Genomic DNA, 15,149 nt, shown 5'->3' with positions numbered 1-15,149 from the left:
AGGTAGATACTAGCTCCACATTACTTAATTCACGGATAGATAAAATGAAAAAAGCAATAATCATCACACTCGCTGTAGGCGCATTTATAGCCCTAATTGTGTCAAAGCAAATTTCTGGCGATGAAAAACAAGCCGAAGTAAATATTGCTCAAGTAGAGCTTGGCGACATTGCTGACTCAATAATGGCTTCAGGTAATTTAGTTTTTAATACACAAGTGCAATTACGCTCTGAAGTGACAGGCCGAGTAGATAAAATATTTGTTCAAGAAGGCCAAGGAGTTAAACAAGGCGATATGTTAATGCGCCTTGATACAACTGCTTTTGAATCAGAAGTTTCCCGTAGTAAAGCAATCCTTCGCGCCACAGAAATTGAAATTAAACACAATAAAACACGCCTTGCTAACCTAGAGCGCCAACTTAAAAGACAAAAAGACTTATATGATGTCGGTTTAGGTAATCAAGAGAGCTACGAGAATATTGAAAGCGCACGCGATCTAGCTAAAATCGATATTGAATCACGAATAGAGTCTTACAACCAAGCACAAGCGTCACTACAAATTGCGCAAGATCGCTTAAGTAAAAGTGTATTTAGAGCTCCAATGAGCGGCTTGCTTGCATCTGTAAATATTAAAGAAGGTGAAACCGTTATAGCCGGTACTACTAATATTATTGGCTCTGATTTAATGCTAGTAGCCGACCCAAGTGCTATTTTAGCCGAGCTACGTGTGGATGAAACCGACATTGCGAGTATTAAGCTTAACCAAAAAGCGAATATTTATGCGGCTGCATACCCTAATAAACCATTTAGTGGCACAGTAATCAATATTGGTACTTCAGCTAAAAACCAAGCCGGCTCTCAAGGTTTATCGTTTAAAGTAAAAGTATTACTCGACACTACTGAGCGCCAGCTATATGCAGGAATGAGTTGTAGAGCAGAGATCGCAACAAGCATTGCCGAAAACGGTTTAAAACTTCCAATAGAAGCAATCCAAAAAGAAGACGATAAAACATTTGTATGGCGACTAAATAGTGATAACACCGTTAGCAAAATCGCCGTAACTGTTGGAATATCATCTGATATAGAGCAAGCCATTACTGACGGCTTAAATGAGGGCGACAAAATAGTTATTGGCCCTGCGCGCCCAGTAAGTCTTCTGACTGAAGGTGATGTGGTAAAACTTAAATCAGATGCAGACAAGGAAGAAGCCTAATGTCTGCGGTAATCAAGCTAGAGCATATTAATAAACAATACAAAATGGGCTCAGAGGTATTTAAGGCACTTGATGATGTAAACGTACATATAATGCAAAACGAATACGTGGCGATTATAGGACCTTCTGGTTCAGGCAAGTCGACCTTGATGAACTTATTAGGCTGTTTAGATACACCCAGCAGTGGCGAATACTACTTAAAAGATAAACTAGTAAAAAGTATGACCGAGACAGAGCTTGCTCATCAGCGTAATGAAAGTGTCGGGTTTATATTTCAAAGCTTTAACTTAATACCACGTGCAACCGCACTAGAAAATGTAATGCAGCCTTTAGTATATCGCTTTATCCCTAGCAAACAGCGCAAGCAACAAGCTCTAGAAGCACTAAAGCGGGTAGGTCTCGGTGATAAAGTTAATCATTTATCTAGCCAGCTATCGGGCGGGCAACGTCAACGTGTTGCTATTGCCCGCGCTTTAGTCACAAAACCACATATATTATTAGGAGATGAACCCACAGGTAATCTTGATAGTAAAACGACCCGCGAAATTATGGATTTGTTTGATGAGCTGCATAACGAAGGTCACACTATTATTTTAGTAACACATGAGCAAGAAATTGCCGATCATTGCCAACGCGTGATTCGTTTAGTGGACGGTAAAGTGGTAAGTGATGTAACTAAAGATGAAGGAATCAAGCAGCATGTTTAAATCAGCTCTTGCGATAATGGAAGGCACTAAGGCCGCTTTTTCAGCTATTAAAGCTAATGCAATGCGCAGCGCACTGACCTGTTTGGGTATTATTATTGGTGTTGCCGCCGTAGTTACTGTCGTTGCAGTAATGCAGGGTTTTACAAAGCAAATAAACGATCAACTTGCTGATATGTCGCCAGATGTAACAACAATAAAGCCTTACACCAGTATTGAACTCGAAATGGTTGGTAAAAATGCCAAGCTTACCTACGACGATTTTTTAGCTTTAAAGTCGCGTATAAAAGAAGCTGAAACGCTAACTGCCCTAATGTTTACCTGGCGCTTTTCGGGGGGAGCTGAGTATGGAAATAAAAGCCATTCATCGCGTGTTATCGGTACCGAGCAAGACTATCAAAAAGCGTATCGTACTTATCCTGAACTTGGTCGTTTTATTCGTGCTGAGGACGATGATAAACGAAGAAGAGTCGCATTTATCGGCCCTTCAATCATAGAAAAGCTAAACCTTCCTGAAAACCCAGTAGGTGAATATATAAAGCTAGGTGGTGAATGGTTTAGAATTATTGGCGTTGCTGAAAAACAAGGTAGCTTATTTGGTTTTGACCAAGACGATTACATTAATATTCCAATTAGTACCATGAGTGCTTTAGAAGGCGGAAGTACACAAACTAATGTGCAAATTATGTTTAGGTTAAATGAAGGTACTAACGAAGAACAAGTGCTTGCAAAAATAACTCGTGTATTGCGCCAACTGCATAAACTAAAAGAGAAAGATGAAAACGACTTTGAATTTGAAACCGCTGAAAAATCTCGTGCCCAAATAGATAAATTTACCAGCAGTGCTACTGCTATTACTGCTGGTATTGTTGGCATTAGCTTACTTGTTGGCGGTATTGGTGTTATGAACATAATGCTAGTGTCGGTAACTGAACGCACACGTGTTATTGGTACATTAAAAGCACTAGGCGCAACACCTGGTTTTATTATGTTGCAGTTTTTAGTTGAAGCCGTTGTGCTTTCACTTTTTGGTGGCTTAATAGGACTCATTATAGGATATGGCGCCGCAGGGCTTATTTCGTTTTTAGTCCCAAGTATGCCTGATGCATATATACCAGTATGGGCTGTAATACTATCGTTCGGATTTACATCAATGATTGGGATTATATTTGGTTTAGCCCCTGCTATTAAAGCAGCAAGACTAAACCCTATAGATGCACTGCGTTACGAATAACTATTTTAAATAATTATTTAGCTTTAAATGGTACCTTATTACATTGTACTTCTACTGTTTTAGGGTACCAAGCTGGGCCAATTTGATTCACAACCACCTCAGCTAAACCATTAGTAAACGATTTATACGTATGAACGCTTTGCCAATCCCCTTGTGGGCAATGTTTTGTTAAATCTAACGGCTCTGATCCCTCGTACAACGCAAGTGCAAAATTATGATGCCACTGTGAACTTTTTAGCGTCTTATTGCTTACTTTGCTCTGCATACCGTTATCAAAGTAAATATTTGTACACCCCGTTAAAATAATCAGTGTGCAACCGGCTGCAAATAGCTTGATGCTCATAATGCCTCCCCTAGTACTTGCTCTTGGCACCACACTTTAATGGTATGAGGCGAGTATATTCCAAGCGTAATTAAACTCAGCGCTCCATCACTAAACGTTTGCTGTGACTGCATTTGAATAACCGGTGTATTTGAACATATTTGTTTTACGTCTACCCGCTGCTCACCCACTAATCCCCATAAATAAAATGGGCGGCTATCTTCGTAATTAGCTTGGCTCGTTATTTTTGCTGTTGCCCGTGGCTGAATGGTTACCGCAGAACAAGCACTGAGGCTTAATGCTATCGCCCCTATAATTAATGGTTTCATACTCTTCCTTATAAACTAAATACCAGTAAGGTAACTTTATAAGAGAACATAAAATATTAGCGTAAAAAGCTGTGGGGAATATGTAGAAACGCTATGAAGTTTTATACAGTTTATTACACATAAAGGCCGCATAAATGCGGCCTTTAAAGTAGTCAGTTTAAGTAGTTAGTAAATAAATAGACTTTAAAACTTAGCTAAGTTGTTTTTACTGTCTTTGTCGACCAGCTTAATGTAAGGATCAACCCCTGCAAATAATGGTTTTTCTTTTACTTTTAGCTCAATAGTATTGGTACCAGATACTATTTGATGCTTTTGCGAGTAAATAACAAAGTCTTCAGCGAGTAAGTTTTCAGGGTCGTCGCTAAATAATGCAATATCAATTAGCTCATCGAGCGGCTGCTCAGTTTCTTCACCTTGTCCATCGGCATGCTGCTTAGTTGCTTCAACGCTCAGTGTTACTGTATAAAAACCTTCGCCATCAACATCATCAGTAACCGACACTTCTTTCATTTCAAGCTCATAAAGCGTTATATATTTAAACTGATCATCAATAAAACGTTGTTCAGCTTGTGTTGCATCTCGCTTTAAATAACTAAGTAAATCAAGTGTGGTTGGATATGGCGTTGATTGATATTTAAACTCATTCAAAAACGCTTTAAGTGCTGCATTTAAGCGTACTTCACCTAAACGATCATAAATCGCCATCATCGCAACTGAGCCTTTATTGTAATGAAGGTATTGTTGAGCCTGCGTTTTATATAGTGGCATTTCTTCAAAGGCTTCGCCAGTACGGCCCATTAAGTATTTATCTAACTCGTACTTTAAGAATTTACGAAGTTTCTCGGCGCCAAAGCGTTTTTTTAGCACCATAAGCGCACTGTACTGGGAAAGTGTTTCAGAAATAACAGCACTGCCCTCTACATTAGCCCCTGATACTTGATGCCCCCACCATTGGTGCGCAACTTCATGTGCGGTTACATAGTAAGGTAGGTCAACTTTACTCTCATCTCTTAGGTCTGTAATAAAGCCCATACTTTCTGAGTAAGGTACCGTATTGGCAAAACTTTGCGCAAACGAGCGATACTTAGGAAATTCAATAATACGAAGCTGTCTATGCTGATACGGGCCAAAGGCTTGTGTGTAGTAATCTATTGAGTCTTGAACTGACTCAATCATGCGGTCAACATTCCATGCATGATCTTTGTGGTAGTACACCTCAATATTTACACCGTTATGCTCAACCTTTTTACTTTCAAGCTCTGCCGAAAGCACAGAGTAAAAGTTTATAATTGGAGCATCCATTTCATAAACAAAAGTACGGCGCCCGTCTTTTACACTCTCACTTTTTAAGTAACCTGGAGTAATCGCAAATTGTGACTCATCGGTGGTTACGGTTGCCTTGTAGTTTATAAAGCCATTAGCAGGCCCAAACTCATTTTGCGTATAATAGCGGCTGTCTTCTAGTTTATGTGCGCGCTCAAGTTCAGGTAAATCGTGCTTGCGGCGCTCATACTTATCGGCAATTTGAAAATACTTTTGATAACCAAAATTTGGTAATAATTCTCCATTATTTACAAATGTACCGTTGTGCACGAGTTGAGTATCAGATCTTCTATCAACAAAACCGTCGTGTTCACGAGAAACTGAGAGCTCGCCTTCTCGTACTTCATTGGGCATTAGCGGTTGTTCAAACTCAAACCATACCATGCCAAAATCGGTTAAACGCTCTACTATTTTTCCGCCCGCCATTTTTACATCCCAGCTTTTAGATTGGCTAGGCTCGTTGATTAACACACGGGTTATTGGCTCGTTTGCGGTATTGGTAAACTTAATTTTAGCCACGGCATTTAAAGCACGCTTTTTAGGATAAATATCAATGTGTAAGTCAACATCAGTTATTATAGGCAGTGGCAAGTCTTTGTATTGTGAAAACTCTTGCTCATACCTTACTTGTAGCGCTTCGTTATCATCACTTGTTACAAACTCGTTGATTACACGGGTGTTGTAATAAATGTTATAACCCGCGCCCACAAATACCAATAAACTTATAACGGCTGCAATCTGGCCTTTTAAAGACATGTTGTAACGCACTAAAGATAAACGAGTACGCAATGATTGCGACGGGCCGCGATGCCATAAAGCAAACCCTACAATAGCTAAAAACACACTCAATGCCCCCCAATATAGGGTATACCAATGCGCGCCTTGTAAAAAATGTCCATAACCATTTATATCAGAATACGGTACGCTACTGCTTTGAGAAAAATGATACATATGATGCTCAAACCCGTAAGCACCCATTACCATTTGAGCAATGTAATACAGAATAAATAAACCCATACCTATGTATTTATTAGGGCTAATTATTTGTAAAAAGAACGCCAATATAGCCATCATAATTAAAGGCAGTAATGTAAGGTAACCCAACCTAAATAAGTACTGACCAAGCTCTAGGTTAAATTGCCCCTTAAATAGCTGCACTGCAATGGTAAACATCATGCCTACTAAATAAAGGCCACAAACTGCAGTGATTAACGCAATAATTTTAGATACCCAAAACACACTGTTATGCACCGGGAAACTGTCAACAATATCACCCATACCACTTTGGCGTTCTCGCCAAACCAGCTCTGCGCTGTAATAAGCAATAATGATAAACATAAACAAAGCGGAGGAGTTTTGAATAATGCCCACCATGTTTTGTGTGAGCGGCCAATCCGTTGTGCCATATGCGCCAATAGGTGCAAAAAGTGGTGCGAGTAACATAGTAATACTGACACCCGCTAAAATCATAAAAGGGGCACTTAATATAACTTGCTTAAGTTCAAATAAGCTGCGCATTACTAATTGCGATTTCGTATTTACCCCTTTTGACTTGTAATTTTTAGCGCTGCTAATAAGTGCTGCTTGTTTGTTTTTTACAAACGTTGAGACAGCAAATTGCTTTTTCTGTTTTTTAGTGACTACGCGATTACCTAACTTTCCGAGGCCAAAAAACATCGCTAAACTTATTGCTACCCATAAAATACGGTTAATTAAAAAATCGCCCGAAAGCGTTAACACTTCAGTATTTTTATCACTTACAGTCCAGTAACGGGTTAAGTCAATTAACGACCCTGTGCCAAATGGGTCTGCGTAAACAACAATATTTCTAAACGCTAAATCGTCAAAATAGATACTCGCCAATTGGTAGGTTATATAAACCACCACGGCCGTTACATATACCGCCATCATGGTTTTAAAATAGACCGCCACACTATTAAAAATAGCACTGAGGACCAATAAGCTTGGCACTGCTAAATATAAAAAAGGCGCTGCGTAATATATAAACTTATTGGGGCCTACTAGCTCGCTATCGAGCCAGCCAACCAACAAGCCAAATTGAGATCCCAAAAATACGCCTAGTGGCACGCTTAAAAACACAATAAGTACAACTAAGTAAGAACCAAAAAAACGCCCTGATTGATAAGCAAGCGGGTTAACGGGCTTACTAAACACCAGCTCATCCATTTTGGTCTCGCTGTTGCGAATCGCTGAGCTTGCAACAAAGTTAACCACTAAAAACATAGCAAGCGTACAAAAGGTAACCGTTAAAACCATAATGGTATAAGGCGAGTTCATATGAACATTAGCCCCACCTAACGGAAACTTACTACTGGAGCTTATAAAAAACGCCATAAAAAAGAATATTAATGAGGTCACATAAAACGAAGGCTGACGCATAAAATAGCGCAGCTCAAATGCTAGCATATTAAAAAACATAGCGCCCCCTTATGCTACTTGGCTGTTACGATGATTAAGCAACGTAGAAAAATACACATCTTCTAGGTTTGCACTGCTGAGCTCAAAACCTTCAGGGGCTTCATTGGCTAATACATGTAATATGGTTTGCCCAGCAAATAAGCGTTTTGAAATAACAGGCAGCTGCGGTTCAAGCTCTAGCGCTTCTTCTTGGCTCATGGCTTTGCGCCAAATTTGGCCTTGGAGTTTATCGGTAAGGGCAATTGGATTGCCCTCTAATAGTATTTTACCGCCTGCCAGCACCGCCATGTTTGGGCAAAGCTCTGCTACATCTTCAACAATGTGGGTCGATAATATAACGACTTTTTGCTCGCCTAAGCTTACTAACAAGTTATGAAAGCGATTTCGCTCTTCAGGATCTAGCCCTGCGGTAGGTTCATCAACGATAAGTAAGTCGGGGTCGCCTAGTAAGGCTTGTGCAATACCAAAACGCTGGCGCATACCGCCCGAAAAGCCACTTACCGCTTTTGAGCGATGTTGATATAAATTAGTATGTGCAAGTAATCCTTCAACCGACTCTTTACGCTCTGCTTTATTATGAATTCCCTTTAAAACAGCCATATGGTCCAGTAAGTCGTAAGCACTAACACGCGGGTACACACCAAAATCTTGCGGTAGATAACCCAAACGTTGGCGCAGAGCCTGTGGGTCTTTAAAAACATCAATACCATCAAAAGTGATTGAACCCGAATCAGCCGACTGCAGTGTTGCAATGGTACGCATTAGCGATGATTTACCTGCGCCATTTGGCCCAAGTAATCCAAACATCCCTTTGCCGATAGATAAATCAACACCTTGTAGTGCATGTACGCCATTATCGTAGGTTTTAGATAACCCTGTTATTGATAGCATTTTTACTTCCTTGAATATGAGTAATTATTTTTATAATGTTTTATACCACAAGGAAAATAGGAACATAAGTTACTTGCTGGTTAAATTTGTAACAACAAATAAACATAATTTAAACTCATAACACTTGCCTGCACTGTATTCACTCGGTATAAAAACCACATATACTTTTTATAAGAAACGAAAAGCCATGCAAGATCACCAAAGCCAGCCGTTAAATGACTTTATAGAATATCCACATGAAGAAATGCTAAATCGTGCTAACGAGTTTTTACAAACCAGCCAACGCCGCCATAGCATTCGCAGCTTTAGCGATCGCCCAGTACCAAAAAATATTATTGAAGCATGTATAAAAGCAGCTGGCACAGCGCCAAGTGGAGCGAATCATCAGCCTTGGCATTTTGTGGCTATAAACAGTAGCGATGTAAAAAAACAAATAAGAGAAGCCGCAGAAAAATTAGAGCGTTCTTTTTACGAAGGCAGAGCAGGTGAAGAATGGTTAGATGCGCTAAAACCGTTAGGTACCGACGCCAATAAACCTTATTTAGAGCATGCACCTTGGCTTATAGCTGTATTTAGTCAAAAAAAGGGCGGCGTAAGCAGCGATGATAAAAATACGAATTATTATGTGCATGAGTCTGTTGGCTTAGCTACCGGCTTTTTAATTCAAGCTTTGCACCGCAGTGGTTTAGCAACCCTTACTCATACTCCAAAGCCAATGAGTTTTTTAACCGACATATGTAATCGCGATAAAGATAACGAACGCCCATACATGCTACTTATTACAGGCTACCCAAGTGATGATGCAACAATACCTGCTCATGCACTGGATAAAAAATCACTCGATGAAATAGCTACGTTTATTTAGTATTTTCTTGTCGGCAAAACCACTCGTATAGCAAAGCAATGATCGACTCAACTTTTGGATCGGTCAATGAGTAATAAATAGTGTGCCCTTCTCTGCGAGTAGCAACCATATCCGCCTTGCGTAAACTTGCTAAATGCTGAGATAACGCTGACTGTGCTAAAGGTACATTTTTATTTAGCTCACCTACACTTTGCTCACCTTGTAATAAACTACATAAAATCATTAAGCGATTTTTGTTAGCCATTAATTTTAAAAACTGCTCGGCTTGCTCTGCGTTGACAGCTAGTTGTTCAATATTCATTTTTATTATTTCTCTTTTTGATACCTTTTTAAGTATAGACTTTTACATTAGTAGGTTCTAATATAATTAACATTAGACTTTACTAATATTAAGGTAATCACAAAATTAACGATGCCGTTTTATTAATCGGCGGAAGTGCTGTAGCAGTATCCGCACTATTAAGTTACTTTATATAAAGTAACTTTCAGTTTTTAACGTTATTTATAAGTATTAACTCAATTAACCTACTTATACCAAGTAGCACTCATTAATGTCTTTTTTAAGAAAAAGAGGATTTACAAACTAATGCTTACATCAATCCCTGATTTACTAAAAATTATCACACCTAACCAACGCCGTATTGACGCAGCGCAAGCGAAACTCGAACTTGAACAAAATAAGGGTTTACTTATTGATGTACGAGAACCTGCAGAGCACGCTACAAAAGCAGCTACTGGCGCTATAAATATTCCGCGTGGATTACTCGAGATGAAACTGATGGAAATAGAAAAAGACGCAGCTCGCCCTATTTACGTGCACTGCGCAAGTGGTGCGCGCGCAACGTTGGGAGCAGAAGCGTTAACGCGTGTGGGTTATGAAAACGTAACCGTTATTACCTGTGACGCAAACCAAATATGTAGTGTGTTTTAAACATCAACTGAATACTTATAATGATGCGCCTAGTAAAGGTAGGCGTTTAACTTTGTGATAAGTCAGTGCTAATTTAATACGCTCTTTAACTGGGTATTCTGGTAATGGCTTTTCACTATTTAATACAATTGCCCGGTTACCTTCGAAAGTGAGAGTGTGGGAATACAACTCTCTAAATGGGCTTACTAGCTTTGATTGGCAATGAAAAAACAAATAACACGAGGAGCCCTTAAAGCCTACGCGAATGGGGCTGCCATTTATTGTGTTATAACTTGGCTCTCCCCACTTTAAAGACTCTTCAACAGCTCCTAAGTTTTGCTCTTGTGCTACGGTATAAATTAACTCTCGTAATTTTATAAGCTTACTTTTTGCTATCTCAGGATAATTATTAAATATATTTTCTATTTCCGTATTCATAAAAATACCCTTATAAGCTTTACAATTTTAAAACAGGCTACTTTTGCTGCCTTTCATCAAGTAAAACAAGTAGCATCTGCTCAATATTTTTAACACTATAAGTAAGTGATCTCAGTAGCTCTTTCTCACTTTGCTCTGTTGCCTGCTGCGACGCTTTACCTTGGTTTGCCAATACATCTTTTTGCTCAAGTATCGCCTCTCTAAACTCACTCGCATTAACTACACCAAGCAAAGACACTAAAGCACCATTTCCTGACTGCCCAGCTGTTTCAAAGCTTAAACGATATAATCCAAAAATTCGCATGAGCGGCCCTTGGCTTAACCCTACATCTGTTATTTTTTCAAGCGGAATAGATTTTTCTTCTTTAAATAATATGCCACGTTTAACTACCAATTTTTGTGGTAATAAGTCAGCAGACATAGCTGCGAGTATTCGCCCGCCCACTAGCCATACAATCGCCAAGACAATGGGTAACAACGGAATAGTCACCAGCGCTAGTACACTAAAAAAAGCGGCCATTAGCATCCAGTATTGCTGAACCTTCGGGTCGAAAGATGCACTTTTTAAAATATGTTTTGTCATTGTTTTAATCCTTTATCTATATAACTAAAAATACACTCTGCAAGCTTCAATAATCTCTACTCAATCTTACAAGCTAATAACAACTTTTATCGCAAGAGCAATAAACACAACACCCAGTATTTTATCAAGCCACGGGTTTTGCTTGGTAAATCCAAAGCGGTTTTTTGAAACCTCTGTCAGTAACGCCACCAGCAAGTACCAACCGGTATCAATTACAAACACGGTTAAACACATAATTATGCCCACACTTAAAGTAAGTAGCTGAGGGTCAATAAACTGTGAGAACAAGGCTAAAAAGAAAATAGCGAGCTTGGGGTTTAAAAAAGCAATGGCAAAACCATCTTGTAATGCTTTAGCTGCACTTACCTCACTTTTTTGTACTTCAAGTTCGTTATTGCTGGGTTTTGCTAGCAATATTTTTATACCTAAATACGCCAAATAGGCTGCGCCTAAATACACGAGTATTTGATAAACAGTTGGAAACTGCGTCATTAAAGCGCCTAACCCTAATAACGATGCACCAGCATACAAGCCAACGCCAGTACCATGACTGAGCGCGGCAAGCATACCGTTTTTCGTACTGCCGTTAAGTGAGTGCTTTAAAACCACCGCTAAACTTGGTCCTGGCGACATTGCGCCCATCATACAAATAGCCGCTAGGCTTAACCATACTGTAAATGTCATTTAAAGCTCGTCAGTTTCAATAAACAAAGTATAACCATGCACTTGGCCATAAAAGCCTGTCAATGGCACTGCGTTTATTACTTTCCAGCCATCTTGGTTTAATTCCTGTATGCGGTCATTCAGTGCGACTATATCTACCCCACCCAAAAAACGGGTCTTTCTAAATTCGATTACTTTTTGCATTTTAATCCTTGTGTATCTTATAAGGTGTATTCAAAATCGTAGTAATGAATCCCTTGCTCAATACGTATTTTCATACTGCCCGTTAACCCTTCTAGCTCATGAGTGCCTGAATCGGGAATTACATTTAAAATTAGGCTGTCTTGGCCTTTATCCATAGTGCCAAAATGCTGCAGTACAAAACTGCCTTTTTTGCCGTCAAGCTCGCCTATTACTTGCTCTATGGCAACATAACCGGCACTGCCTTGTGTGGGTGTCATGGCGCTTAGCATTTCGCCTTGGCTGGTGGCATTTAAGCTACCTTTAAATGTTTTATCTATCGACATACGCCCTAAATTAACGCCGTTTTGGCCGCTTGCGTAACCTTCAATTGGGGCTAGATTTACATTAAATTCTCCACTTACGGTTGCAGTAGTCATAACGTTTCCTTATTGGCTAATATTTAATAGTATTGATTTTTATTATCTTAGTGCCATATCTATACCTTAACCTTTAAAAAGAATCCACTATGTCAAAAACAAGCCCTAAGCCCGAAAAAGCCGCTTTTAGTAGTTTATTACCTATTTTTGCGTTTATTAAACCGTATAAATGGATGGTAGTGGCGGCGCTTGCTGCCCTTTTAGTCACCGCTGGTGTTAACTTATCATTAGGTCAAGGGGTTAAGTTTGTCATAGATCATGGCTTTATAGCTGGCTCTAAAGATCAGCTACAACAAGCTGTATTGGTGCTTATTGGTTTAATTAGTTTATTGGCTGTAGGCACCTTTAGCCGCTTTTATTTAATGTCGTGGATTGGCGAGCGAGTCAGTAACGATATTCGCAAAGCCGTGTTTAATCGCATTGTTACTTTGCACCCAAGCTACTTTGAAGAAAACCGCAGTGGCGAGCTTATGTCGCGTTTAACAACCGACACAACATTACTGCAATCAATTATTGGTTCATCATTTTCTATGGCGCTTCGCAGTGTACTTATGCTGGTTGGTGGGCTTGCTATGCTGCTGTTTACTAATTTAAAACTTACCTTAGTGGTTGTAGCCTGTGTACCGCTGGTACTTGTACCCATGATGGTATTTGGTCGCAAGGTACGCAAACTCGCAAGCTCTAGCCAAGATGCCATTGCCGACATAAGCACCTACGCCGGCGAGATCATTCAAAATATTAAAGTTGTGCAAAGTTATAGCCACGAAGAGCAAGAGCAGCACGCTTTTGCACTTGAAACCGAAAAAGCCTTTAATGTGGCTAAAAGCCGCATTAAACAACGCTCGTTTTTAATTGCAGCGGTAATATTTTTAACTTTTAGTGCTATTAGCGCAATGCTGTGGGTCGGCGGCAGCGACGTATTAGCAGGTACCATGACTGGCGGTGAGCTAGGAGCCTTTGTGTTTTACGCTATTATGGTGGCAATGTCGGTGGCAACCGTTGCTGAAGTATATGGCGAACTACAACGCGCAGCAGGCGCAGCTGCAAGATTACTTGAGTTACTTGCTGTTAAAAGTGAGATAGAAAACCCACTAAACCCACAAGATAGTAACTTACTAAAAAATAGTAACAGCCCTGCTATTACGCTTGAGAATATAAGCTTTAACTACCCTTCTCGCCCAGACGTAAGCGCACTTAATAAAATAAGTCTAAATATACTTCAAGGCCAAACTGTGGCTATTGTTGGCCCTTCTGGTGCAGGTAAAACAACCTTGTTTGAATTGCTACAGCGCTTTTACGATCCGGCTAGTGGATCCATTAAATTTAAAGATATAAACATTAAAGAATTATCGCTTAATACCCTCAGAGGTAAAATGGGTATGGTAGCGCAAAACCCTATTTTATTTAGCTCCGATGTAATGCATAACATTCGCTACGGCAACCCAAATGCAAGTGACGAGCAAGTATATGCCGCTGCAAAACATGCTCATGCAGATGAATTTATTAAACAATTACCGCAAGGTTATAACAGTTTTTTAGGTGAGCAAGGTGTGAGGTTATCGGGTGGGCAAAAGCAGCGTATTGTACTGGCACGCGCTATTTTAAAAGACCCTGAAATACTCCTTCTTGATGAAGCCACCAGCGCACTCGATGCTCAAAGTGAGCACCATGTACAAGCAGCGCTTGAGCATTTAATGCAAAACCGCACCACGCTTATTATTGCCCATAGACTAGCAACGGTTAAACATGCCGATGTGATTGTGGTAATGGAAAATGGAGAGATTATAGCAACGGGTACCCACCAAGAATTAGTAGCAAGTAACCCGTTGTATCAAAAACTGTGTGAATTACAGTTTAATAAAGACTAATTATTCTTCTGTGTTTGGCACTATTTGAATTTCTACACGGCGGTTTTGAGCACGGCCATTTGCACTATCGTTAGTCGCAATTGGACGTGTTTCGCCATAACCCATAGTACTTACACGCTCAGCCATAATCTGCTGGTTCACTAAGTAGTTTTTAACGCTTTGAGCACGTTCACGCGATAGGTTCATGTTGTAGCTGTCTTTACCTGTGCTATCTGTGTGGCCTTCAATACTTAGGTACGTTTTTTCGTATTTGTTCATCACTTTAGCAATAGCATCTAAGGTATCGTTAAAGCCAGACGAAATATAAGATTGGTCGGTCGCAAACGTAATATTAGATGGCATAACTAAACGCAAGTTATCGCCTTCACGTACAACTTCAACACCAGAGCCTGCAAGTTCATCACGAAATGCTTCTTCTTGCTTATCCATGTAGTTACCCACTGCAGCGCCAGCTAGTGCGCCGATCGCAGCGCCTATAAAAATACGCTTATCTTTATGGTTACTTGTTGCTTTACCTAATACGCCACCCGCTGCTGCGCCAATAGCCGCACCTTTGCCGGTGTTATTCATTTCACAACCAGAAAGTAATACAGCTACTACGGTTACGCTTAAAAGTGATTTAGTTAAAGTCATGGTGATACCCTATTCATTAAGAATTTAGCAAGAGTATGCAAATACATGTATGAACAAACTATGAAGAGAGTGTTAAAAGCAGCGCATCTTGCTTGATTGTTAAACAGACCTCAAAC

17 protein-coding genes are annotated in these 15,149 nt (G+C 39.9%); 6 read left to right on the top strand and 11 right to left on the bottom strand.

Going from position 1 to position 15,149, the window contains the following annotated elements:
- Positions 1–44 precede the first annotated feature (44 nt).
- The 3 genes from H5161_RS16445 to H5161_RS16435 are packed head-to-tail and all read left to right on the top strand — an operon-like array spanning position 45 to position 3,149.
- Positions 45–1,211 (top strand): efflux RND transporter periplasmic adaptor subunit, encoded by a 1,167-nt coding sequence (locus H5161_RS16445; RefSeq protein ID WP_182693252.1) that lies wholly within the window; start codon positions 45–47, stop codon positions 1,209–1,211.
- Entirely contained in the window at positions 1,211–1,918 is a 708-nt protein-coding gene (locus H5161_RS16440) for an ABC transporter ATP-binding protein (protein WP_024594267.1), read from the top strand. The genes H5161_RS16445 and H5161_RS16440 overlap by 1 nt, the downstream gene beginning before the upstream one ends.
- Positions 1,911–3,149 carry an ABC transporter permease gene (locus H5161_RS16435; protein ID WP_039490486.1) on the top strand — a complete coding sequence of 413 codons (1,239 nt, stop codon included), beginning with the start codon at positions 1,911–1,913 and terminating at the stop codon, positions 3,147–3,149. The genes H5161_RS16440 and H5161_RS16435 overlap by 8 nt, the downstream gene beginning before the upstream one ends.
- A 13-nt stretch (positions 3,150–3,162) precedes the next feature.
- Here H5161_RS16435 and H5161_RS16430 read toward each other — a convergent pair whose 3' ends face one another.
- From H5161_RS16430 to H5161_RS16415, 4 genes are all read right to left on the bottom strand, one after another.
- A complete protein-coding gene (locus tag H5161_RS16430; protein WP_182693250.1) occupies positions 3,163–3,492 on the bottom strand; it encodes a Bor/Iss family lipoprotein in 330 nt (109 codons plus the stop codon).
- Positions 3,489–3,800 (bottom strand): Bor family protein, encoded by a 312-nt coding sequence (locus tag H5161_RS16425; protein WP_182693249.1) that lies wholly within the window; start codon positions 3,798–3,800, stop codon positions 3,489–3,491. The genes H5161_RS16430 and H5161_RS16425 overlap by 4 nt, the downstream gene beginning before the upstream one ends.
- A 183-nt stretch (positions 3,801–3,983) precedes the next feature.
- Positions 3,984–7,562, bottom strand: a complete 3,579-nt coding sequence (locus H5161_RS16420) for a M1 family aminopeptidase (RefSeq protein WP_182769684.1) — start codon at positions 7,560–7,562, stop codon at positions 3,984–3,986.
- A gap of 9 nt (positions 7,563–7,571) precedes the next feature.
- Entirely contained in the window at positions 7,572–8,453 is an 882-nt protein-coding gene (locus H5161_RS16415) for an ABC transporter ATP-binding protein (RefSeq protein WP_002959519.1), read from the bottom strand.
- A 187-nt stretch (positions 8,454–8,640) separates the two neighbouring features.
- Between H5161_RS16415 and H5161_RS16410 the strand changes: the two genes are divergently transcribed.
- Complete coding sequence (locus H5161_RS16410; RefSeq protein ID WP_024604482.1) at positions 8,641–9,318, top strand: nitroreductase family protein; 678 nt, start codon at positions 8,641–8,643, stop codon at positions 9,316–9,318.
- Here the strand turns inward: H5161_RS16410 and H5161_RS16405 are convergent.
- Positions 9,311–9,619, bottom strand: a complete 309-nt coding sequence (locus H5161_RS16405; RefSeq protein WP_010554926.1) for a helix-turn-helix transcriptional regulator — start codon at positions 9,617–9,619, stop codon at positions 9,311–9,313. The two genes, H5161_RS16410 and H5161_RS16405, sit on opposite strands and share 8 nt — an antisense overlap.
- Before the next feature lie 285 nt (positions 9,620–9,904).
- Between H5161_RS16405 and H5161_RS16400 the strand changes: the two genes are divergently transcribed.
- Positions 9,905–10,249: a rhodanese-like domain-containing protein gene (locus H5161_RS16400; RefSeq protein ID WP_002959525.1), complete on the top strand. Its 345-nt coding sequence runs from the start codon at positions 9,905–9,907 to the stop codon at positions 10,247–10,249.
- Positions 10,250–10,264: 15 nt separating this feature from the next.
- Here H5161_RS16400 and H5161_RS16395 read toward each other — a convergent pair whose 3' ends face one another.
- The 5 genes from H5161_RS16395 to H5161_RS16375 all read right to left on the bottom strand — a co-directional run bounded on the left by H5161_RS16395 (position 10,265) and on the right by H5161_RS16375 (position 12,532).
- Positions 10,265–10,666 carry a DUF1801 domain-containing protein gene (locus H5161_RS16395; protein WP_182716546.1) on the bottom strand — a complete coding sequence of 134 codons (402 nt, stop codon included), beginning with the start codon at positions 10,664–10,666 and terminating at the stop codon, positions 10,265–10,267.
- A gap of 37 nt (positions 10,667–10,703) precedes the next feature.
- Positions 10,704–11,249: a PH domain-containing protein gene (locus tag H5161_RS16390; RefSeq protein ID WP_182716547.1), complete on the bottom strand. Its 546-nt coding sequence runs from the start codon at positions 11,247–11,249 to the stop codon at positions 10,704–10,706.
- Between the two features lie 66 nt (positions 11,250–11,315).
- Entirely contained in the window at positions 11,316–11,933 is a 618-nt protein-coding gene (locus tag H5161_RS16385; RefSeq protein WP_182769683.1) for a LysE family translocator, read from the bottom strand.
- Entirely contained in the window at positions 11,934–12,116 is a 183-nt protein-coding gene (locus tag H5161_RS16380) for a hypothetical protein (protein ID WP_024599480.1), read from the bottom strand. It abuts the gene before it with no gap.
- Positions 12,117–12,133: 17 nt separating this feature from the next.
- The gene (locus H5161_RS16375) at positions 12,134–12,532 is read right to left on the bottom strand and encodes a DUF3224 domain-containing protein (protein WP_182712836.1); all 399 of its coding nucleotides are present in this window, start codon (positions 12,530–12,532) and stop codon (positions 12,134–12,136) included.
- A gap of 89 nt (positions 12,533–12,621) precedes the next feature.
- Between H5161_RS16375 and H5161_RS16370 the strand changes: the two genes are divergently transcribed.
- A complete protein-coding gene (locus H5161_RS16370) occupies positions 12,622–14,400 on the top strand; it encodes an ABC transporter transmembrane domain-containing protein (RefSeq protein WP_182769682.1) in 1,779 nt (592 codons plus the stop codon).
- On the opposite strand, the gene H5161_RS16365 is transcribed toward H5161_RS16370, so the two are convergent.
- Positions 14,401–15,033, bottom strand: coding sequence for an OmpA family protein (locus tag H5161_RS16365; protein ID WP_002959537.1), 633 nt, complete (start codon positions 15,031–15,033; stop codon positions 14,401–14,403).
- Between the last annotated feature and the right edge of the window lie 116 nt (positions 15,034–15,149).

Origin of the sequence: Pseudoalteromonas sp. SG43-5 (assembly GCF_014164345.1) — a bacterium.
GTDB classification, from domain to species: Bacteria; Pseudomonadota; Gammaproteobacteria; order Enterobacterales; family Alteromonadaceae; genus Pseudoalteromonas; species Pseudoalteromonas distincta.
The sequence above is the reverse complement of the archived record's forward strand: the minus strand, read 5'-3'. Positions and strand labels throughout refer to the sequence as shown.

What these genes read in the sequence shown, in the direction of transcription:
- H5161_RS16445 (WP_182693252.1), top strand. Translation starts at nt 45, where the DNA reads ATGAAAAAAGCAATAATCATCACACTCGCTGTAGGCGCATTTATAGCC.
- H5161_RS16440 (WP_024594267.1), top strand. Translation starts at nt 1,211, where the DNA reads ATGTCTGCGGTAATCAAGCTAGAGCATATTAATAAACAATACAAAATG.
- H5161_RS16435 (WP_039490486.1), top strand. Translation starts at nt 1,911, where the DNA reads ATGTTTAAATCAGCTCTTGCGATAATGGAAGGCACTAAGGCCGCTTTT.
- H5161_RS16430 (WP_182693250.1), bottom strand. Translation starts at nt 3,492, where the DNA reads ATGAGCATCAAGCTATTTGCAGCCGGTTGCACACTGATTATTTTAACG.
- H5161_RS16425 (WP_182693249.1), bottom strand. Translation starts at nt 3,800, where the DNA reads ATGAAACCATTAATTATAGGGGCGATAGCATTAAGCCTCAGTGCTTGT.
- H5161_RS16420 (WP_182769684.1), bottom strand. Translation starts at nt 7,562, where the DNA reads ATGTTTTTTAATATGCTAGCATTTGAGCTGCGCTATTTTATGCGTCAG.
- H5161_RS16415 (WP_002959519.1), bottom strand. Translation starts at nt 8,453, where the DNA reads ATGCTATCAATAACAGGGTTATCTAAAACCTACGATAATGGCGTACAT.
- H5161_RS16410 (WP_024604482.1), top strand. Translation starts at nt 8,641, where the DNA reads ATGCAAGATCACCAAAGCCAGCCGTTAAATGACTTTATAGAATATCCA.
- H5161_RS16405 (WP_010554926.1), bottom strand. Translation starts at nt 9,619, where the DNA reads ATGAATATTGAACAACTAGCTGTCAACGCAGAGCAAGCCGAGCAGTTT.
- H5161_RS16400 (WP_002959525.1), top strand. Translation starts at nt 9,905, where the DNA reads ATGCTTACATCAATCCCTGATTTACTAAAAATTATCACACCTAACCAA.
- H5161_RS16395 (WP_182716546.1), bottom strand. Translation starts at nt 10,666, where the DNA reads ATGAATACGGAAATAGAAAATATATTTAATAATTATCCTGAGATAGCA.
- H5161_RS16390 (WP_182716547.1), bottom strand. Translation starts at nt 11,249, where the DNA reads ATGACAAAACATATTTTAAAAAGTGCATCTTTCGACCCGAAGGTTCAG.
- H5161_RS16385 (WP_182769683.1), bottom strand. Translation starts at nt 11,933, where the DNA reads ATGACATTTACAGTATGGTTAAGCCTAGCGGCTATTTGTATGATGGGC.
- H5161_RS16380 (WP_024599480.1), bottom strand. Translation starts at nt 12,116, where the DNA reads ATGCAAAAAGTAATCGAATTTAGAAAGACCCGTTTTTTGGGTGGGGTA.
- H5161_RS16375 (WP_182712836.1), bottom strand. Translation starts at nt 12,532, where the DNA reads ATGACTACTGCAACCGTAAGTGGAGAATTTAATGTAAATCTAGCCCCA.
- H5161_RS16370 (WP_182769682.1), top strand. Translation starts at nt 12,622, where the DNA reads ATGTCAAAAACAAGCCCTAAGCCCGAAAAAGCCGCTTTTAGTAGTTTA.
- H5161_RS16365 (WP_002959537.1), bottom strand. Translation starts at nt 15,033, where the DNA reads ATGACTTTAACTAAATCACTTTTAAGCGTAACCGTAGTAGCTGTATTA.